This window comes from Bacteroidales bacterium (assembly GCA_023229505.1).
GTDB lineage: Bacteria > Bacteroidota > Bacteroidia > Bacteroidales > JAGOPY01 > JAGOPY01.
Genome location: JALNZD010000041.1, coordinates 15,365 through 37,096 on the forward strand (window position 1 = coordinate 15,365; position 21,732 = coordinate 37,096).

Below are 21,732 nucleotides of genomic sequence, written 5' to 3' on the forward strand. Positions count from 1 at the left end.
TATTTTTAAACCTACCTCCCGATCATCTTCATCGGGTTCACCCATTCGTCAAATTGTTCAGGGGTTACCAGCCCTGATTCAAGTGCGGCCTCACGCAGGGTTTTGTTCTCTGTGTGTGCTTTCTTGGCAATCATGGCTGCATTATCGTAACCGATCTTTGGGTTCAGTGCCGTTACCAGCATCAGTGAATTCTCCAGGTTCTTCTTGATATTTGGCAGGTTCGGCTCGATGCCGATGACGCAGTTATTGTTGAAAGAAACACAGGCATCGCCAAGCAGCCTCGCTGATTGCAGCAGGTTGGCAATCATGACCGGCTTGAAGACATTGAGCTGGAAATGGCCGTGCGTGCCGCCTATATTGATAGTTACATCATTCCCGAGTACCTGGGCGCAAACCATTGTCATCGCTTCAGGCTGGGTCGGGTTGACCTTTCCGGGCATGATAGAAGATCCGGGCTCATTGGCGGGCAGGACGATCTCGCTGTAGCCGCAACGCGGGCCGGATGCGAGCAGGCGCATGTTGCTGGCAATATGCATCAGGCTTACGGCCAGGGTTTTCAGGGCGCCGGAAGATTCAACGACGGCATCATGGGCCGAAAGGGATTCAAACTTGTTGGCGGCCGTGATGAAAGGATATCCCGTAAGTTCTGCGATTTTCTTTGCAACCAGTTCGGAGTATCCTTTAGGGGTATTGATACCTGTCCCGACAGCCGTTCCGCCCAGGGCCAACTCAGCCAGGTGTGGTAAGGTGTTTCGCATTGCCTTAATTCCATATCCTAGTTGGGCAGCATAACCGGAGAATTCCTGGCCTAATGTCAGCGGTGTGGCATCCATTAAATGAGTACGGCCGGTCTTAACAATATTATTGAAGGCTTCGACTTTCTGTAAAAGGGTTTTCTGAAGCAGTTCAACACCGGGAATGGTAGTCCCGACGATCATCTTGTACCCGGCAATGCTCATGGCGGCAGGGAAAGTATCGTTGGATGACTGTGATTTATTCACATCATCGTTTGGATGGATAAAGCGCTGGCCTTCGCCCAGTTTGTTGCCTAAAAGCACATGTGCCCGGTTGGCAACCACTTCGTTGACGTTCATGTTCGATTGTGTGCCGGAGCCGGTCTGCCAGATGACGAGCGGGAAGTTGTCGTCAAGTTTGCCTTCGATAATCTCATCACAGACTTTGCAAATGATATCGCATTTCTCTTTCGGCAGCACACCCAAATCGAAATTTGTGAGCGCAGCAGCTTTTTTCAGGATGCCGAAGGCCCGGATGATTGGGACAGGCATTGAGCCCGGATCGCCTATTTTAAAATTCATCACCGATCTTTGGGTTTGTGCACCCCAATATTTATCGGCCGGTACTTCCACTGTTCCCATTGTGTCTTTTTCTATTCTGGTATTCATTTTAAGTTGATTTTGGTTAATATTATCTTTTTAATTCCAAATTCCAAGTTTCAAATTTCTGACTGCCGACTGTCAACTGCCAACTATTTAATTCCCTCCGAATTCCATCAGGTACGCTTTGAGAAAATCATCAATCTCCCCATCCAGCACAGCCTGGGCATTGCCAACTTCGTGGTCGGTGAGATGGTCTTTTACCATCTTATATGGGTGCAGGACATAAGAGCGGATCTGCGAGCCCCATTCGATCTTTTTCTTCCTGCTTTCAATCTCGGCCTGCGCTTCCCTTTTCTTGCGCAGTTCTATCTCGAAGAGCTGTGATTTCAGCATCTGTATGGCTTTTTCCCGGTTCTGCAATTGGGAGCGGGTTTCCTGGCATTCGATGATGATGCCGGAAGGCTCATGCTTCAGCCGGACTGCTGTTTCGACCTTATTCACATTTTGCCCGCCGGGACCGCTGGAACGGAAGGTATCCCAGGTTATATCTGTCGGAATTATTTCAATATTGATGTTTTCGTCGACCATTGGGTAAACATAAACCGAAGCGAAGGAGGTATGCCGGCGGTTGGCGGAGTCGAAAGGAGATAACCGCACCAGGCGATGGACGCCGTTTTCGCCTTTAAGATACCCAAAAGCATATTCCCCATCGATTTCAATGGAGACAGATTTGATGCCGGCCACATCACCGTCCTGCCGGTCCAGTTCCTTAACTTTGTGGTTATGAAGCTCAGCCCAACGGACATACATCCGCATGAGCATCTGGACCCAGTCCTGGCTTTCCGTGCCGCCTGCACCTGAGTTGATCTGAAGGATGGCGCTAAGCTTATCTTCCTCCCGGCTGAGCATGTTAAGGAACTCAAGATTTTCGATTACCTTCATGGTCTTATCAGCCTGCCTGTCGATTTCCTCTTCGGAAGCTTCCCCGGCCTGGTAAAATTCATAAATGACCGTCAGATCTTCAAAAGAAGACATGGCCTCATCATAAGCATCCGTCCAACGCTTGATATCGCGGATCGAACGTAAAGTCTCCTCGGCTTTTTTGGGATCGTTCCAGAAATCAGGAACCTGGGTCAGCTCTTCTTTTTCTCGGATGGTTTGTTTCTTCCGGTCGACGTCAAAGGAACCTCCTCAAAGCATCGAGCCTTTGATTCAGTTCTTTGTAGGTTTCCTGCGTGATCATGGGTACGATTTATGATTATAGGAGCAAAGATAAAGCATTTCTTGTTCAAGGGTTCCAAATTTCAATTTTCAAATTTCAATTTTCCAATCACCTGCTTCACTAATCCATAATGATATCCTTTCTGGATCCCGTAAGCAATCAGCTTTTGCTTTCGTTTGAAAGGGTCTGTTTCCCGCAGTTCACGGTTCTTTCTCTGTAGCAATTCTTTGAGCGTTTCAGCATATTCTTCATCATCGATCTCTTCCAGCCCGATCTGGATGATCAGGTCAGGGACCTGCCGTTTCTCCAGCTCGTAAATGATCTTTGTCTTTCCCCAATGGTTGATACGGAATTTACCGCTGGCATAGCTCCGGGCAAACCGTTCCTCGTTGAGATAATCTTCCCGGATCAACTGCTCGATGATCTTATCGGCCCGCTTCCGCCCGACCTTCCACTCCCGGAGTTTATCTGCCACATCAGTGATGCAACGCTCCTGGAACGCGCAGAACCCACGAACTTTGCTTAAGATATAGTCAGATTCTGATTCCATCTTCCTTCTTCATGCTCATTTTCAATCGTTCATAAAAATAAGAAAAAAAAGGAGGTTCCGATCAATTCCGGCCATCTTTATTAATTTTATCCAAAAAAATTTAAAATGGACCGGAAAGAAAGTTTAAAAGCCTCGATTGACAAGGGATATGCATGCCAGGGTGGAACTCAATCAAACAACTTCATCTCATCCAGCACGGTCATCACTTCTTTGACCGAATTAGCGGAATCTTCAACGAGTTTCATCTCGGGTTTGGTAAGTTCAAGCTGGATGATCTCCTCGATACCATTTTTGCCAAGTTTCACGGGAACGCCCAAATAGACATTCTTCAGGCCATATTCACCGTTAAGATAGGCGCAGACCGGGAAAACGCGCTTCTCATCATCAACAATGGCTTCTACCATCTGTGCCACAGCCGCCCCGGGAGCATACCAGGCTGAAGTGCCCATCAGGTTGACCAGTTCTCCGCCGCCTTTGCGGGTCCTGTCAATAATCTTGTCAATTTCTTCTTTATTCAGCAGCTCGGTAACCGGGATCCCGCCAACTGAAGTGTATCTTCTCAAAGGCACCATCGAATCGCCATGGCTCCCCATTAACATGGCATGGACATCTTTTGGGGAAATATCAAGGGCTTCAGCAATGAAAGCTTTATACCGACCCGTGTCAAGGATACCGGCCATGCCGAAAACCTTGCGAGAATCTTTATTCGCAGCTTTATAGGCTACGTAGGTCATAACATCAAGAGGGTTTGAAACGATAATGATGATGGCGTCAGGTGAATACCGGATAGAACGCTCAACTACTTCTTTTACGATTGAGGCATTGGTTTTGATCAGATCATCACGCGTCATGCCTGGCTTACGCGGCACCCCTGAAGTGATTACAATGACCCCTGACCCTTTGGTTTTCAGGTAGTCATTAGTATAACCGCGGACCCGCGTGTTAAAATTGACGATGGATGATGTCTGCCAGATATCCAGTGCTTTTCCTTCAGCAACACCTTCTTTGATATCAAGTAATACTACTTCCCGGGCAAGGTCTTTGTGGGCAATCACGTTGGCGCAGGTAGCCCCGACATTCCCGGCCCCGATGACGGTAATCTTATTCATAAGCGTATCTTTTTTATTTTTTTTCCTGTTAGTACTCAAGCTGGAAAGATTCTATGCATGCAAATATAAAGATATTAACAGGAATGAAAGATAATTTTATCGGCAACTTTTATCCCCTGCCAGCCGGGCTTTCACGCAAATTGCATCGATGGCGCTGACACAGACCATATTCACGATCTCAGTGACTGAACTGCCGATCTGAAGGACATGAACAGATTTGTTCATACCGTTAATCACCGGTCCGATAACTTCTGCATCGGCAATGACCTGCAGTAGTTTGTACGCAATGTTACCAGCAGTAAGGTAAGGGAAGATGAAAACATTGGCCGGACCGTCGACTAGTTTGGAGAAGGGGAAATGTTCTTTCTGGATTTCGGGATTCAGGGCAACATTTACCTGCATTTCGCCATCCACGACCAGGTCAGGATAGAATTTGTGGAGATAAGCGACGGCATCGCGCTGCATATCGGGCACCCTGCCTGGATAAGACCCGAAGTTGGAGTAAGACACAAATGCGACCCTCGGTTTGATCTTGAATTGTTCAACAGCGAAAACCGTTTGCAGGGTTATCTCGATCAGGTCTTCCATGGAGGGATTTTTGTTCACCGAGCAGTCAGCAAAGAAGAAAGATCCTTTTTTTGTGTTGATGATGTACATTCCGGAAACCAGCCTGGCTCCCGGTTTTTTGCCAATTACCTCGATAGCAGGATTAAGTGTGTCGGGATAACTCCTGACGAGGCCGGAGATCATTGCATCAGCCTGGCCGGTTTCAACCATCATGGGTGCAAAATAATTGCGATGGATGAGCAATTCTTCGGCTGTCTCTAATGTGACACCATAACGCTGCCTTTTCTTATTCAATACTTCAGCGAATTCACATCTGCGGGCGGCTTCTTCATCCGACCGGGGGTCAATGATTTCGATGCCATCCAATTCCAGTTGGTTGTCAATGATAATCTTCCGGATTTTTTCAACATTGCCTAAGAGAACAGGAACGGCAAGATTTTCATTCATCACGATTTCTGCGGTCTTGCACATATTATAATTTTCAGCCTGGGCGAAAACCACCCGTTGCACATCATGCGCCGCACGGGTCCTGATCTGCCTGGTCAAAGGATTACTGAGCCCCATTCGTTTACTCAGTTCATCCTGGTAAGCATCCCAATTTGTGATGGGTTTACGGGCAACACCTGAATCCATGGCGGCTTTGGCAACAGCCGGGGCAACCCACAAAATAAGCCTCGGATCGAGGGGTTTTGGAATGATATAATCTTTGCCGAACTTAAGATTTTTTTGCAAATAGGCAATATTTACCTCTTCCGGAACCGGTTCCTTTGCTAATAGCGCGAGAGCATGGGCAGCGGCCAGTTTCATCTCTTCATTGATCTTGGTGGCCATGACATCCATGGCGCCCCGGAAAATAAAAGGAAAACCAAGTACATTGTTAACCTGGTTGGGATTGTCAGACCGGCCGGTAGCCATAATTAAGTCGTCGCGGGTGGATACGGCTTCATCATAAAGAATTTCAGGCACAGGGTTGGCCATCGCGAAAACAATGGGGTGAGGTGCCATGGAGATAAGATATTCTTTTTTCAAAGCACCGGCCACTGAAAGTCCAAGAAACACATCAGCGCCACGTAAAGCTTCTTCGAGAGTATGAATATCACGGGTAGTGGCGAAGAAGCGTTTATAAGGATTTAAATCGGTCCGGTCGGCACGTAAAACTCCTTTGCTGTCAACCATAATTACGTTTTCATGCTTTATACCCAATGATAAGTAAAGCTTCGTGCAGGAAATGGCAGCAGCCCCGGCCCCATTCACCACCACGATGATTTCTTCGATTTTTTTCCCCGTGATCTCGAGGGAATTGAGCAAACCTGCTGCCGTGATAATGGCTGTCCCGTGCTGATCGTCATGCATGACAGGGATATCAAGCGCTTCCTTAATTCTGTCCTCTATTTCGAAACATTCCGGTGCCTTGATATCTTCAAGATTTATCCCACCGAATGTTGGAGCAATGGCAATAACAGTTTCCACGAACTTGTCAATGTCTTTCGTGTTCACTTCAATATCGAAAACGTCAAGATCGGCAAAAATTTTGAACAACAATCCTTTCCCTTCCATTACGGGCTTGCCGGCTTCCGGGCCGATATCACCAAGGCCAAGAACGGCCGTTCCATTCGTGATCACAGCCACAAGATTGCCTTTGATGGTATATTTGTATACATCTGCCGGGTTCTTTTGAATTTCAAGACACGGTATGGCAACTCCCGGTGTATAGGCCAGAGAAAGATCTTTCTGCGTGCTGTAAGGTTTGGTCGGTATGACTTCCAGTTTTCCCGGCCGGCCCTGGGAATGATATTCCAGTGCTTGTTTGCTTGAGAGGGTATCCATTTCTATACGGTTTTATTGTTAAGAAATTAACAGAAATAGCAAAAATAATATTTTCAATTCATTTCCGATCATGAATGAAAGGAAGATTAGTTCTAAATTAAATTTATATTTTTGCCCGGCCAAACATCATTAATTCAGAAATTTCTCATCATGTACGAATATATCCAGGGTAAACTAGTTGAAATTAATCCCGTGTATGCTGTATTAGATACCGGAGGAACAGGATTCATCCTGCAGATCACATTAAATACATTCACTAAAATCTCAGGTTTGGAGAACTGCAAGTTATATGTTCATCAGGTCATAAGGGAGGACGCGCATGTCTTGTTTGGTTTTGCAGACCAGGAAGAGCGGGAACTTTTTCGCTTGCTGATCTCTGTTTCAGGAGTCGGGCCCAACACGGCAAGATTGCTGCTTTCCTCACTCAATGTTGCCGAATTAAAGGAGGCCATCGTGACCGGCAAGGTCGGTATCCTGAAATCAGTCAAAGGGATCGGTGAGAAATCGGCACAACGGATTATTGTCGACCTGAAAGATAAAATAGATAAAGGGACAGCCTGGCCTCAAAAAGTTGAAATATCACACAATACTATCAGGGAACAATCGTTATCAGGACTGGTAGTTTTGGGGTTCCCCAGGAAAGTGGCTGAAAAAGCAATAGATGAGGTGATCAAAGAATTCAGGCAGCTTGGTGATATTGAAGTTGAAGGAGGATCATTGAGTGTGGAACGATTAATAAAAGAAGCCCTGAAAAGAATTTGATAATTAAAAAGAGGATAATAAGACTAGCCAGTAATTGAAAACTTTCCCCGGAGTTTTCAATTTTGTTTGGAAGAAGGCCTAAAATCAGGAAATTCCTTGCGGATAATATTGAAAAACATATTTACCTTTTGCCTGATCTTCCTGATGTTCCTGCTTTCGTGGAAAATTCCTGCGAATGTGGGCAGCAGGGAGATTAATGCACAAAATTTGCCTTGGTATTCACCTCCTGATACCACCAAAGGAGGTGATACCTCGGTTGTTTTGCCATTTCCCCCTCCCCGGCAGGATGATTACCTGCTTTATATGCCTGAAGATACAGGAGGGTTCTACCTGCGTCCGCCTTCCAACCTTAGTACAGAGATTGAATACGACCCTGAATCAAATCAGTATTATTTCAGGAATAAGATCGGCAAACTTGATTACCGGAATCCCACCTATATGACTTTTGATGAATACCAGCAATTTGATCTTGACCGGTCGATCAAGCAGTATTGGCGGGAGCGGTCGATGACGAGCAGCAGCCTGGCCCGTGACGGCATCATCCCGAGCATTTATATCGGCGGACAGGTCTTCGATAAGATCTTCGGAAGCAATACTATTGATATAAGACCCCAGGGATCGGCTGAACTGACCTTTGGTGTGCTGTCCAATAAGCGAGATGACCCTACCCTTAACGTGCGGCAGCGCAAGACTACTAATTTCGACTTCGACATGAATATCCAGATGAATGTCCAGGCGAAAATTGGCGATAAGATCCAGTTTAACACCAATTTCAATACAGAATTCATCTTCGATTTTGAGAACAAACTGAAGCTGAATTATGAAGGCAAGGAAGATGAGATCATCAAGCTGATTGAAGCCGGTAATGTTTCCATGCCGCTGAGTACTACCCTGATCACCGGGACCCAAAGTCTTTTTGGCTTCAAGGCCAAGCTGCAATTTGGCAAGACCACCGTCACAGGCTTGTTTTCTGAGCAGGAAAGCCAGAGTAACACCGTGGTTGTGGAAGACGGCGCACAAACAAATAAATTTCTGCTGAAAGCAACCGATTATGAAGAAAACAAGCACTTCTTCGTTGCTCATCTGTTTCGCGAAAGTTATGACCGTGCACTGGCAGAACTCCCAATTATCTCCTCCGATGTAAATATTACACGGATTGAAGTCTGGGTAACCAATATCGGTCCGGCCATCCTGCAAAACCGTAACCTTATCGCTTTCCAGGATCTTGGAGAAAACAACAGGATTTACAGCCCGGAGATTCAGCCGAATCCCGGAATCCCATACCCGGCAAATAATTCCAATGACCTGCTCAGCCATATGGATTTTAATCAGCTTCGCAGCATGAGTGCGGTAGGCCCTTACCTTAGTGGCGACCCTTTTGGCATTGGGCAGTCAGGTTACTTTACAGCCGGTGAGGATTTCGAAAAGATTGAAAGTGCGAGGAAGCTCGAAGCTTCTGAATATTCATTGAATACCAAACTGGGCTTTATCTCTTTGTATTCCAACCTGAACTCCGACCAGGCCCTTGCCGTCGCCTTCCAGTATACCGTAATTGGTGTCGATAGTGTGTTCCAGGTCGGGGAATTCTCGGACCAATCAGCCAATACCGCCAACTGCCTTGTGGTGAAACTGGTGAAAAGCAGTTCGTTGAGCACCAATGTGCCTATGTGGGACCTGATGATGAAAAACGTTTACTCCATCGGAGCTTATAGGGTCAGCCGCGACCGTTTCATCATGAACATCCTTTATTCAGGAAACCAGAACGGGGTCCCTACAGGTTATTTTACAGAGGGACCGGAAGAGATAAAAGGCCTTCCCCTCATCCAGATATTCAATCTGGACAACCTTGACCAATTGCTGAATCCGCCTGCCGATGGTTTATTTGATTTTATCGATAATGCTGCCACCCAGGGTGGTACAATGAATTCTTCCAATGGCCGGATATATTTTACTACAATCGAACCATTTGGTAAATCTATCAGGAATAAATTCGGGCCTGAATACGAGGATCTGGGGAAAAAGTATGCTTTCGATACGCTTTACCGGGCAACGAAAACAATAGCTGAACAACAAACGGAGAAGAATAAGTATTTCCTTGAGGGTTTTTACACATCCGAATCTGGTGCAGAAATCGATCTGAACGCTTTCAATATCCCGCGGGGGTCTGTGAAAGTGACAGCCGGGGGCAGAGTCCTTACTGAAAATGTTGAATATACAGTTGATTATACACTTGGCCGGGTAAGGATCATAAACGAGGGAATTCTGAATTCCGGGCTTCCGATCAATATCACAACTGAAAACCAGGCCAATTTCAACGTTCTGAAAAAGAGGCTGATGGGATTGCGGATTGATCATCAGTTCAGCAAAGATTTGCGGTTTGGGGGTACCCTGATGAATTTGACCGAGAGGCCGCTTACGCAAAAGGTCGATTACGGCAATGATCCGATTTCCAATACTATTTTGGGACTTGACGGAAGTTACCAGGGGGAATCCCGACTTATCACCAGTATTGTCGACAAGATACCCGGTATAGACACCAAAATGCCTTCAAAAGTGAACGTCGATGGGGAATTTGCCAGCTTTATCCCCGGTCATTCCAAAGCTATCGGAAGAAGCGGCATGGTTTATATCGATGATTTTGAAGGGGCCAAATCAACTTATGACCTGCGAAATATAGGTACATGGTTCCTTGCCAGCACTCCGCAGGGACAGCCTGACCTATTCCCGGAAGCCAACAAAAACACCAGGGAATACGGCTTTAACAGGGCCAAGGTGGCCTGGTATACCATCGACCCGTTGTTCTATGACCGTAACAACAACCTGAGGCCCACAAACATTACAAGGGATGAGCTTGCCAAACATCCGGTCAGGGAAGTCCTGGAAACAGAGGTCTTCCCGAATAAGGAAATCCCTAATGGTATTCCAACCAATATCCCTGTCTTCAATTTGTCATTTTACCCTACAGAAAGAGGGCCCTATAATTATGATATTAATGAAGTTTCAGGTATTTCAGGCGGGATTGATGCCAACGGAGCATTAATCAACCCCGACAGCCGCTGGGGTGGGATCATGCGTAAAATTGAATCGACCGACTTTGAGGCGACCAATGTTGAATATCTTGAGTTCTGGCTGATGGACCCGTTTAATTCAGATGCCGAACAGAATAATTCCGGCAAACTGTATATTAACCTTGGAGATATTTCAGAAGATATTTTAAAAGATTCCCGTAAATTCTTTGAAAATGGCCTCCCCACTTCAGAACTGGTCACCAATGTGGATACGACTATTTGGGGAAGGGTCCCGACCACACAGAACCTGGTCGAATCGTTTGACAATAATATAGCATCAAGACCATTCCAGGATGTTGGTTATGACGGGCTCAGGAATGAGGATGAATTATCATTTTTCGGCATTCCTTATATTGACAAAGTACAGCAAAAATACGGACCTGGTTCCCTGGCTTATTTAAATGCTTTACAGGATCCGTCAGGTGACGATTATCATTACTTCCGGGGTTCTATGGATTATGATCTTGATGACCGGTATTCCAGCATTCTCGAAAGATATAAAAAATATAACGGCCCCGATGGAAACTCTCCGACCGATGAACAAAATCCGGAAGATTACCCTACTTCAGCAACGGTCATACCTAACGTCGAAGATCTTAACCGTGACAACACCCTGAGCGAAGCGGAAAGATATTTCCAGTACATGATCGAACTTGATCCCAATAAGATGAAAGTCGGTGAGAATTACATCACTGACATTCGCATAGCCAAAGGCATTCCCCTTGCAAACGGATCTACAGGTGAAGTTAACTGGTACCAGTTCAAGGTTCCTGTGGCACAGCCCAGCAGGGTAGTTGGAAATATCAGCGATTTTAAATCGATCCGCTTCCTGAGGATGTTTGTCAGGGGATTTGAGAACCCTATCGTGCTGCGTTTTGCCACATTGGAACTGGTAAGGGGCGAATGGAGGAGATATAAGGGGGACCTGCTTTCTTCCGGTGAATATATCCCCGATGATATTCAGAGCCAGACCACTTTTGATATTTTCAGCGTCAACATCGAAGAAAATGGCCGCAGGCAGCCGATTCCATACGTTATCCCTCCGGGTATCGAGCGGGAACAAAATATCGGGACCACTACACTGGTCAGGTTGAACGAACAATCGATGGTGCTGAAGGTTTGTGACCTGCTGGACGGCGATGCAAAGGCAGCTTATAAAACCACCGACTTCGATTTCCGGCAGTATAAAAACCTTGAGATGTTTGTGCATGCTGAAAAATCGAGGGAAGAAGAGGAGTTGCAATATGGGGATCTGACCGTTTTTATCCGTATCGGTTCTGACTTCACAGAAAACTTTTACGAGTATGAAGTTCCACTGACCTTCACACCATGGAATACTTCCGCAACCGACAGGGAAGCTATCTGGCCCGAGTCTAACAGGTTCAATATCGACCTTGAACGGCTGGTCCAGACAAAACTCGACCGCGATGTAGCTGCCCGGGAAGGTACCGGAAATGCTTCCGTCAATTTTCCTTATATCGAATACGATGGATTGAACAAGATCACCATCATGGGTGTGCCCGCCATCAGTGATGTCATGGCCATAATGGTCGGTATCAGGAACCCTAAAAAGCATTCCGTGGACAGTGAAGATGACGGGCTTGAAAAGTGCGCCGAAATATGGATCAACGAGTTGCGCCTGACCGGGTTTAATGATAAGGCAGGTTGGGCAGGATTGCTGCGGGTTAATTCTCAGTTAGGAGATTTCGGGCAGTTGGTTTTTTCAGGGATGTACAGTTCGCCGAATTTCGGAAGCCTGGAGAAAAAAATTAACGATACCCAGCGTGAGTCAGTCTTCCAATGGGATGTGGCCACCGATCTGAACCTGGGAAAATTCCTCCCTGAAGAGACCGGAGTGAGGGTCCCGATGCACATCGACTATTCCCAGACCCGTTCGACTCCGGAATACGACCCGCTTAGCCCTGATCTGAAGTTGAAAGATGAATTGGATACCTACGAAAACAAGGTGGAGTCTGATTCGATCCGGAATATTGTCCAGGATTTCACCGACCGCTTCAACATCAACTTTATGAATGTCAGAAAAGATAGGGTCGGAGCTAAAAAGAAACCCCAGTTTTATGATGTCGAGAATTTCAGCGTGAGTTATGCCTATTCGTTGATCAATCAGAGAAATATCGACATTGAATATGATAAGAAAAAGACCCATAACGGGGGATTGGGATATAACTTCAATACCAATGCTAAAAACGTCAAGCCTTTTCAGAATATCGGCTTTATTGCTAATACAGCAGCACTGAAATTTATAAAGGACTTCAATTTCTATTACCTTCCCAAACAGTTCGGGTTCAGGACAGATATGTATAAAGAAGATACGGAGCGCAAGTTGAGGAACAAGAGCGCCGGTTTGATCCTTCTTCGCCCGACTTATTCCAAAAAATGGGACTGGAACCGGATTTACGACCTTAAATTTGACCTGGCTACCAGTTTGACCGTACAATACAGGGCTACAGCCAACTCATTTATCAGGGAGCCCGCCGGCTCATCTGATCCCAATTCGCCCTGGTATGACAAAGCCGGCGCAGATACGATTGATATTGGCAAACAGCTGACCCAGGGAGGCCTCCGGCGAAATTACCAGCAATCTCTGGATATTACCTATAAAATACCTATTGACAAATTACCTTTGCTCGACTGGGTAACAGCCCAGGCTACCTACGGATCTATTTACAACTGGATGGCATCCCCCTTATCGGTGCAAAGCAGATTGGGAAATGTCATCGAGAACTCAAGGAATATCCAGCTAACCGGGAATGTTGACCTGACCAAATTATATGGTAAGGTCGGCTACCTTAAAAATCTCAATCAATCCGGTACCCGGACTACGCCGAAAGGACGGTCCGGAACCGTTCCCCTGCCTATAGAGCCAGTTGAGAAAGACAGTCTCGATAAACCAAATTATTTCAAGATAGTCGCCGATGAATTCCTGAAGCTGCTGATGTCGGTAAAACGGGGAAGTGTCACCTATGCAGAAGGTGCCGGTACCATGCTGCCCGGGTTTTTACCCTCCCCGCAGGTACTGGGGGTCTATTGGCCAAGCAATGCGCCGGGTATCGGATTTGCTTTTGGAAGCCAGAAAGATATTCGTTACAAAGCAGTACAAAATGAGTGGTTAACCAGGGATACTTTGCTGAATCAGGCCTATGCGACAAAATACACTTCAAACCTGAGTGCGAGAGTATCGGTGGAACCTGTCCCTGGCTTTAAAATCGAGTTAAATGCCGACAGGACCTTCGCCCGGAACCATACCGAGTTTTTCCGTGCCGATTCCAATGGCTTTTTCCCCCCCGATCCTTCACCAAAAGATGCGGGCAGTTTCAGCATGTCATACATAACATGGGGCACCGCGTTTGGGGTAGATTATGATACTTCAATCTCTTCATCTTTTGAAAAAATGAAGGTTTATCGCTATGATATTGCCAACAGGCTTGCGGAAGATAATCCAAATTCTATCGGTTCAGTTTATGATTCAGTCACCCAGCAATATTATCCGACCGGCTATGGACCTACCTCCCAGGATGTCCTTATACCGGCTTTCCTGGCTGCCTATACCAATCAAAACACCAGTAATGTTTACCTGGGGTATTTCCCTAAAATTCCCTTACCCAACTGGAAGATAACTTATGATGGCCTGACAAAAATAAAATTGTTGGCAAAAGTCCTGAAATCTGCTATCCTGTCACATTCCTACCGATCGGTATATTCCATCAATTCATTCCAGTCAAACCTTTATTATGATGAAGTAAATGGCACAGCTTCTGAACTTTATCCGGCTTCCAATTCTTTCTTTCCGAAGTATGATCTGGCACAGGTCACTATCCAGGAGCAGTTTGCGCCATTGTTCGGACTTGACCTGACCTGGAATAACAGCCTGCTTACAAGGTTTGAATACAGGAAATCGAGGACATTGACATTCAGTATGATCAACAAGCAACTTACCGACCTGAATACTGATGAGATTATTGTTGGCCTGGGTTACCGGATTAAAGACGTAGCCTTTACCATCAGTTCTCTTGGCGGGGGTGGTCGAAAGTCACACATCAGCAGTGACCTGGATATAAAGATCGATTTTTCAATCAGAAACAACCGCACCGTTCTGCGCCGTATTGACCAGGATATTGACCAGGTTTCATCGGGTCAAAAGGTCATCTCAATTAATACTTCAATCGATTATATGCTCAGCAAAAGTGTGACACTCAGATTATTCTTTGATGAGATCATCAATAATCCAATTGTTGCCAATCAGTATGACAATTCTACAACCAAGGGCGGTATATCCATTCGTTTTTCACTCGCCCAATAGTTTGAAAGCGTATTTTCGAGATTGGAACGATTCTAAAATGATAAGTGTGTGATAACATTTTGTAAAATCTATTAAATTTGGCGCATTAATTACATTAAGAACATCATTATGAATATTCCCGGAAATTTAAGGTACACCAAGGATCATGAATGGTTGAGCATTAAAGGGGAAACCGCATTGGTCGGCATTACTGATTTTGCACAGAATGAGTTAGGTGATATCGTTTTTATTGAGGTTGAAACCATTGGGGAAAATCTTGATAAGGAAGAAACTTTTGGAACAATCGAAGCCGTGAAGACAGTTTCTGATATGTTTATGCCGGTATCCGGTGAAGTGATCGGGCTCAATGAATTGCTGACCGAAAAACCGGAGAAAGTCAACCAGGACCCATACGGTGATGGATGGATCATAAAGATCAGGGTGACGAATCCCTCGCAGATTGATGAGTTGCTGGATGCAGCCCAGTATAGGGAACTGGTAGGAGCCTGAAAATAATATATTTACCCGGTGCGCGGCCTGCTGTCCTTTCGGTTGGCTTTATGCATTAGTGATGCTTTTTTTAACCGGAGGAAATGTGCAAGTTGGTATAATATTTGAAGGATTTATATAAATATTACACCGGCAAAAGAAAAAAATAGTAACTTAGCAACTTGATTCCGTTCTCTCACTTTATAATAAATTGGCTATGGAAGAAAAAAAATCACCAAAAGCTGATCTGGAAAACAAAAGGTTCATTTTCAGGCAGATTGGCCTTGTTATCGGATTGGCCCTCATGCTTGTGGCTTTCGAATGGAAAACTTATGAGAAAATTGTTGTAGAGGTAACCTCCAGGCAGGTAGAAAATGTTTCAGAGGATCTTATTCCCATTACCGAACAAAAAGTTAAACCCCCACCACCTGCACCTACTAAACAGGTGGTTAAGATCAATATTGTCGATGATAATATTACGGTAGATGATGATATTAACATTGACGTGGAAGCCGATCAAAATACGGAAGTGGAGGCATATGTTGCTCCGGTGAAATCAGAAGAAGAAGAATCCGCTGAGGAAGTACAGATTTTCATGGTTGTGGAATCCATGCCCGTGTTCCCCGGAGGTGAGGCAGCCTTATACAAATACCTCAATGAGAATTGCAAATATCCGCAAATGGCTAAAGAGAGCGGCATCCAGGGAAGAGTGTTCGTTACTTTCGTTGTCGAGAGGGATGGTTCTGTTACAGATGTGAGAGTGCTCAGAGGTATCGGCGGTGGATGTGATGAAGAAGCTGTTCGCGTGGTCCAGAGCATGGCCAGATGGACACCCGGCAAACAACGTGGTAAAGCTGTCCGTGTCCAGTATAATCTTCCGGTAAAATTTACCTTGCAATAAAATGCTGTAAAATATTCTTAAAAAAAGGCTGTCTGTTTCAGGATGGCCTTTTTTTGGTTATTGGTTATTGGTTAATTGTTAATGGTCATTAAGTGCATTATTTTAAACTGCCTACTGTCAACTGTCAACTGCCTACTTGTTATTAGTTATATTTGTTGCTTTATTTGAATAATGCCGAACCTGAAAAATAGGATCAAACGATTAGCCGGGGGATACCTGAAGGAGGTTACCTTTATCCGAAGGCATCTGCATGCGTACCCGGAATTATCTTCCCAGGAAATCTTAACAGCAGCTTTCATTTCAAAGCGACTTTCCGATTGGGGGATCGAACACCAGACAGGTATTGCCGGACATGGAATCGTCGGGCTTATACGTGGCAGCAAACCCGGCAACAAGGTGATCGCCCTCAGGGCTGATATGGATGCATTGCCTATACGGGAAAACAACAAAGTTCCTTATGTTTCTGCAAATCCCGGCGTTATGCATGCCTGCGGCCATGATGTGCATATGGCGTCGCTTCTTGGAACAGCCTGGATATTAAAATCCCTTGAAAGTGAGATCAGCGGGACGGTCAAACTCATTTTCCAGCCTTCTGAGGAGAAATATCCCGGAGGTGCCCTGCCTATGATAAAGGCTGGTGTCCTGGAAAATCCCAGGCCTGACTTCATTATCGGCCAGCATGTTTACCCTGAACTGGAAGCCGGGAAAATAGGCCTGAGAAGCGGAAACTACATGGCTTCAACCGATGAGGTCCACCTGACTGTCATAGGAAAAGGTGGGCATGCCGCCATCCCGAACAAAGTCATCGACCCTGTCGTTATCACTGCCCATATCATCCTTGCATTGCAACAGATCGTCAGCAGGAATGCACAACCAACCACGCCGTCAGTATTGTCGTTTGGCCGCATAATCGCCGACGGCCAGGCGAATATTATTCCCGATGAAGTCAAGGTTTCCGGCACCATGCGAACTTTCGACGAGGAATGGCGCATGACCATGCAGGAGAAGATCTCCACGATCTCAACGTCCATAGCACAAGGAATGGGAGGCCGGTGTGAGGTTTCTGTCATTAAAGGATATCCGTTTGTTTACAACGATCCAGGGGTCACAGAAAAAGTTAAGGGATATGCCGAAGACTATTTAGGAAAAGAAAATGTTGAAGAGCTTGATATGCGCATGACCGCGGAAGACTTTTCTTATTTTGCACAGGAAATCCCCGGGTGTTTTTACCGTCTTGGTGTGATGAACCAAGCCCGAGGGATTACATCCAATCTCCACACATCAACTTTCGATGTTGATGAATCGAGCCTTGAGACAGGCATGGGGCTGATGTCCTGGATAGTTGCAAAAGAATTGCTGTAGTTTCGGATTAAGTGTTATTTTTGTTAAAAATTTAATATTAAGATCTAATTTAAATCTATAAACTATGAAAAAGTTAATGTTGATTTTGGCAATGATCGTATTGACGGGAATGACAGGTTTTACACAAGTTTTTGAAAAAGGGTCCCAAGCAATTAACCTGGGTATTGGTCTTTTGAACACAGGTTATTCCGGTGGTTATTACTCTGGTTTTTTCCCTTCCGTTTCAGGATCCTATGAATATGGGATCGTTGAAATTCCGATGGGCTCCAAGCTTACCGGTGTTGTTAGTGCCGGGGGATATTTGGGGTGGAGCACTTCCAAGTATGCCTATAACTGGGATAATATTTATTACCGCTATAACACCTTCATTATTGCAGTCCGGGGCAATTATCATTTTATCTTTCATGAAAAGCTGGATCCTTATGCCGGTATCTGGTTTGGTGCCAAAATAAGAACCGGCGGATGGCATGGTGAAGGAAGCCACCCGGACAATTGGCATTCTGCCAGTTCGGGCGCAACAGGAGGAGCTTATTTAGGTGCAAGATGGTATTTCAACGACAAAATTGCCGTTTATGCCGAACTGGGTTACCTGATATCGTTTTTCAATGTCGGCGTTACTTTTAAAATAAAATAAATCTTATTCAGAAGTTAAAAATTTCACAAAGGGGGGTCGATGTCCCCTTTTTCTATTCAGTGATGAAAGTAAACGGCAAAGATTACCGCACGGTTTGGATGGAAGGCAGCTCGGTCTTCACGATAGAGCAGAACCTGCTTCCATTTGAGTTCAGGATCTTCGTATCCGGGAGTTATACTGAGACCTGCCGCGCTATCCGTACCATGATCATCAGGGGTGCCGGCGCCATTGGCGCCGCAGCTGGTTATGCCATGGCGCAGGCCTGCCTGGAAGCACCCGCAGGCCGGGAGGAGTCTTTCCTTTTCAACGCACGCCGGGAAATCGAATCTACCCGGCCGACTGCCCGGAACCTGTTTTATGCTGTCGAAAGGGTTTTTGAAGCAGCGAAAGTATCGGCGGAACAGGCTATTACAGAAGCACAGGCCATTGCCGACGAGGATGCCATGGCTTCGCAAAAAATCGGGGAATTCGGGAAAGAGCTGATCCGCGATGGTTATGGCATTGCCACCCATTGCAATGCCGGCTGGCTTGCCTTCGTGGACTATGGTACGGCCTTGTCGCCCATTTATATGAGCCACAAGGAAGGTAAAAATATCTTTATCTATGTGGATGAAACACGACCACGCGGCCAGGGAGCCCGGCTTACGGCCTGGGAACTGCATAACGCCGGCATACCTCACGCCATTATCCCTGATAATGCTACAGCCTGGTATATGTCGCAGGGAAAGATTAACCTTATGATCGTCGGCGCCGACCGTATCGCTGCCAACGGCGATACAGCCAATAAGATCGGCACCCTGGAGAAAGCTATTGCTGCAAAATATTACAACATACCATTTTATGTTGCGGCACCCACTTCCACCATCGACTTCAATTGCCCCGATAGCAGCGATATCGTCATTGAAGAAAGAAGCCAGGATGAGGTTCTTTATCAGGATGGAATGACGAAGGAAGGTATAAAGGAAAGGATTTTGGTTTGTTCGCCTGGCTCAGGAGCATTAAATCCGGCGTTCGATATTACGCCTGTAGAGCTTATAACCGCCTTTATCACGGAAAAGGGCATTGTTAGATCGAATGACCTGTCATTGGTGATTGGTTAGTGGTAAATTAGTCATTAGTCATTGGTTATTGGTAGTCATTAGTTGTAGGGTTCACCGGCCGGTGAACCCTACAGGCGAATCTACCACCGACCGCTGACTGTCAACTTATTTATTCCTCTCCGTCGTATACATCACAAGCTTCTCCATTGCCTGGCGTGATTCGTTATCGGGCATGGTTTGAAGCATATCGAGGGCTTTTTGCCGGTATTCCAGCATTTTACTGCGGGCATAACTGATCCCGCCGCTGTGGTTAACCTGGTCGATGATCTCTGCTACCCTCGCAGGGTCATCGTGGTGGTTTTTGATGGTGCGGATGGTTCGTCTTTTTTCGACAGGACCAAGCTGGCTTAGCATATAAATCAGCGGCAAGGTCATTTTCTGTTCCTTGATGTCGATGCCATTGGGTTTCCCGGTCCTGTTGCCCATCTCGAAATCGAAAAGGTCGTCTTTGATCTGGAAGGAGATCCCGACATATTCCCCGAATTTTTTCATCTGCCCGGTAATTTCTTCGGATGCACCTACAGACGTGGCCCCGCATGCACAACAGGAAGAGATCAGGGAAGCCGTTTTTTTCCTGATGATCTCGAAATAAATATCTTCGCTGATATCGAGGCGGCGGGCCTTTTCTATCTGCAACAATTCTCCCTCGCTCATCTCCCTGACAGCTCCGGATACGATCTTGAGAAGATGGAAATCGTTCCCGTCGAGAGATAGCAGCAGGCCCCTGGATAGCAAATAATCCCCGACCAAAACAGCGATCTTGTTTTTCCATAAGGCATTGATGGAGAAAAACCCCCGCCTTTCATTGGAATCATCCACTACATCATCATGAACCAGCGTGGCGGTGTGAAGCAGTTCGATGAGCGATGCTGCCCGGTAAGTCGACTCATTAACCTCGCCGCACATTTTTGCTGAGAGGAAAACAAACATGGGCCGCATTTGCTTTCCTTTTCGTTTGTAAATGTAACGTGTTATTTGATTGAGCAGCGGGACGGAGCTTTTCATCGAGCTCCGGAACTTCTGGTCGAATTCCTGAAGGTTTGACAGGATGGGCTTTTTTATTTCTTCCAGGGTAAGCATAGAATGCCTTGTGAGGCGTCAAAAATAATATAAAAAAGGAGACATTCGGAAAATCGATCATCTCCCTTAAATGTTTAATTTTGTAATAATTAAGGTGAATTTATAAAAACGGAAGTCAGGATGTCATTTTTGTTTCATGACATAGTTTTCGGACCGGTGAAAAGCCGCCGATTAGGCGTATCACTTGGGGTTAATCTTTTACCAGTTGAGGCCAAATATTGCACATTTAATTGTATTTATTGCGAATGTGGCTGGACCCATGAAAAAATCCAGGGAGATAAGAAACTCCCTACGCGTGAACTGGTCAGGGAACGGCTGGAAAAAAAGTTAAAGTCGATGAAAGAAACGGGCATGCGGCCTGATGCCATTACCTTCGCAGGTAATGGTGAGCCTACCATTCATCCGCAGTTTCCCGAAATATTTGAAGATGCCATTCAATTAAGGGACCAATATTTCCCGGAAGCGAAGGTTTCCGTGCTTTCGAATGCTTCCACCCTTGATAAACCTGCCATCTTCCAGGCTCTGAAGAAATCAGGGAACAGCATCCTCAAGCTGGATGCCGGCACGGAAAAAATGTTCCGGCTCATCAATAGCCCGCGTTCCGGCATCACGCTTCACACGATAATTGAAAAACTGAAGGAATTCAATGGCGAGCTGATCATTCAGACTTTGTTCCTGAGGGGAATCTTCGATGGGAAAAAGATCGATAATACAGTTGAGCCGGAAATATCCCGCTGGTTAGAGCATATCAGGGATATTGGTCCGAAATATGTTATGATTTACCCAATTGACAGGGAAACGCCATCGGAGTCCCTTGAAAAAATATCTTTTGCAGAGTTGGGCAAGATAGCAGACCGGATTGAAAGTTTAGGGATTAAAGCTCAGGTATATTACTGAAATGGATAATTACGAAGGAAAAATATTAATGGCATTCGGGGAGTCGATCCGCGGGAACGATAAGATCTATACCTGGCTGTTAAACAATGGGTACCCGGAACTGGCAGCGCTTTCGAGCGCGATCCGCGGTTCTGATGAGGCAGTTCAATGGCTGCTTAAAAACCGTTACCCGCACCTGGCTGCCCTGGATTCAGCTATTGACAATTCTGTCAAAGCATACGAATGGCTGAACAAAAATGATTACCACCTGCTCATGGTTTTCGCCGATGCCTGCCACAATAAACCGGAAGCCATAGCCTGGCTGAGAAGAAACGACCTCGAGATTTTTATCCACCTGGCTGTAATCATCAAAAAGTTCCGCGACAACCAGACGTTTGATTATCATAAGTTGCACTTCTGATCAAAGTTCAAAGTTCAAAGTTGAGTCCCCTCCGAAAAGTCGGGGAGACGAATTTACAATATTTTAAACATGTTTGTCTTTAATAGTTATAAACAATTGATTGTCAATAACTTAATTTAGTTTGTAT

At 45.7% G+C, this 21,732-nt stretch carries 15 protein-coding genes; 9 read left to right on the forward strand and 6 right to left on the reverse strand.

Annotated features, from left to right (window positions below):
* Positions 1-11: 11 nt before the first annotated feature.
* The 5 genes from fumC to M0Q51_13335 form a co-directional block, all read right to left on the reverse strand.
* Entirely contained in the window at positions 12-1,403 is a 1,392-nt protein-coding gene (fumC, locus tag M0Q51_13315) for a class II fumarate hydratase (GenBank protein ID MCK9400955.1), read from the reverse strand.
* 87 nt (positions 1,404-1,490) lie between these two features.
* Positions 1,491-2,580, reverse strand: a protein-coding gene (prfB, locus tag M0Q51_13320) for a peptide chain release factor 2 (protein MCK9400956.1) whose coding sequence is annotated in 2 segments (ribosomal slippage) — positions 1,491-2,522 and positions 2,524-2,580 — 1,089 coding nt in all. Because the reading frame shifts where the segments join, the coding sequence is not laid out codon by codon here.
* A 61-nt stretch (positions 2,581-2,641) separates the two neighbouring features.
* Positions 2,642-3,109 carry a RecX family transcriptional regulator gene (locus M0Q51_13325; protein MCK9400957.1) on the reverse strand — a complete coding sequence of 156 codons (468 nt, stop codon included), beginning with the start codon at positions 3,107-3,109 and terminating at the stop codon, positions 2,642-2,644.
* 167 nt (positions 3,110-3,276) lie between these two features.
* Complete coding sequence (gene mdh, locus M0Q51_13330; GenBank protein ID MCK9400958.1) at positions 3,277-4,218, reverse strand: malate dehydrogenase; 942 nt, start codon at positions 4,216-4,218, stop codon at positions 3,277-3,279.
* A gap of 96 nt (positions 4,219-4,314) precedes the next feature.
* Positions 4,315-6,612 carry an NADP-dependent malic enzyme gene (locus M0Q51_13335; protein ID MCK9400959.1) on the reverse strand — a complete coding sequence of 766 codons (2,298 nt, stop codon included), beginning with the start codon at positions 6,610-6,612 and terminating at the stop codon, positions 4,315-4,317.
* 150 nt (positions 6,613-6,762) lie between these two features.
* On the opposite strand from M0Q51_13335, the gene ruvA reads away from it, so the two are divergent.
* From ruvA to mtnA, 7 genes are all read left to right on the forward strand, one after another.
* Positions 6,763-7,374, forward strand: a complete 612-nt coding sequence (gene ruvA / locus M0Q51_13340) for a Holliday junction branch migration protein RuvA (GenBank protein MCK9400960.1) — start codon at positions 6,763-6,765, stop codon at positions 7,372-7,374.
* Between the two features lie 108 nt (positions 7,375-7,482).
* Positions 7,483-14,763 carry a cell surface protein SprA gene (sprA, locus tag M0Q51_13345; protein MCK9400961.1) on the forward strand — a complete coding sequence of 2,427 codons (7,281 nt, stop codon included), beginning with the start codon at positions 7,483-7,485 and terminating at the stop codon, positions 14,761-14,763.
* A gap of 108 nt (positions 14,764-14,871) precedes the next feature.
* The gene (gcvH, locus tag M0Q51_13350) at positions 14,872-15,252 is read left to right on the forward strand and encodes a glycine cleavage system protein GcvH (GenBank protein MCK9400962.1); all 381 of its coding nucleotides are present in this window, start codon (positions 14,872-14,874) and stop codon (positions 15,250-15,252) included.
* 196 nt (positions 15,253-15,448) lie between these two features.
* Positions 15,449-16,132 (forward strand): TonB family protein, encoded by a 684-nt coding sequence (locus M0Q51_13355; GenBank protein ID MCK9400963.1) that lies wholly within the window; start codon positions 15,449-15,451, stop codon positions 16,130-16,132.
* A 171-nt stretch (positions 16,133-16,303) separates the two neighbouring features.
* On the forward strand, positions 16,304-17,494 hold the full coding sequence (locus M0Q51_13360; protein ID MCK9400964.1) for an amidohydrolase: 1,191 nt from the start codon (positions 16,304-16,306) through the stop codon (positions 17,492-17,494).
* Between the two features lie 64 nt (positions 17,495-17,558).
* Positions 17,559-18,128 carry a hypothetical protein gene (locus M0Q51_13365; GenBank protein ID MCK9400965.1) on the forward strand — a complete coding sequence of 190 codons (570 nt, stop codon included), beginning with the start codon at positions 17,559-17,561 and terminating at the stop codon, positions 18,126-18,128.
* Positions 18,129-18,190: 62 nt separating this feature from the next.
* Complete coding sequence (gene mtnA / locus M0Q51_13370; protein MCK9400966.1) at positions 18,191-19,228, forward strand: S-methyl-5-thioribose-1-phosphate isomerase; 1,038 nt, start codon at positions 18,191-18,193, stop codon at positions 19,226-19,228.
* 105 nt (positions 19,229-19,333) lie between these two features.
* On the opposite strand, the gene M0Q51_13375 is transcribed toward mtnA, so the two are convergent.
* Positions 19,334-20,308, reverse strand: a complete 975-nt coding sequence (locus M0Q51_13375; GenBank protein MCK9400967.1) for a polyprenyl synthetase family protein — start codon at positions 20,306-20,308, stop codon at positions 19,334-19,336.
* 120 nt (positions 20,309-20,428) lie between these two features.
* Between M0Q51_13375 and M0Q51_13380 the strand changes: the two genes are divergently transcribed.
* Together M0Q51_13380 and M0Q51_13385 are read left to right on the forward strand one after the other, a co-directional pair.
* Positions 20,429-21,205: a radical SAM protein gene (locus tag M0Q51_13380; GenBank protein MCK9400968.1), complete on the forward strand. Its 777-nt coding sequence runs from the start codon at positions 20,429-20,431 to the stop codon at positions 21,203-21,205.
* A gap of 1 nt (position 21,206) precedes the next feature.
* Positions 21,207-21,605 carry a hypothetical protein gene (locus M0Q51_13385; protein MCK9400969.1) on the forward strand — a complete coding sequence of 133 codons (399 nt, stop codon included), beginning with the start codon at positions 21,207-21,209 and terminating at the stop codon, positions 21,603-21,605.
* Positions 21,606-21,732: the final 127 nt, after the last annotated feature.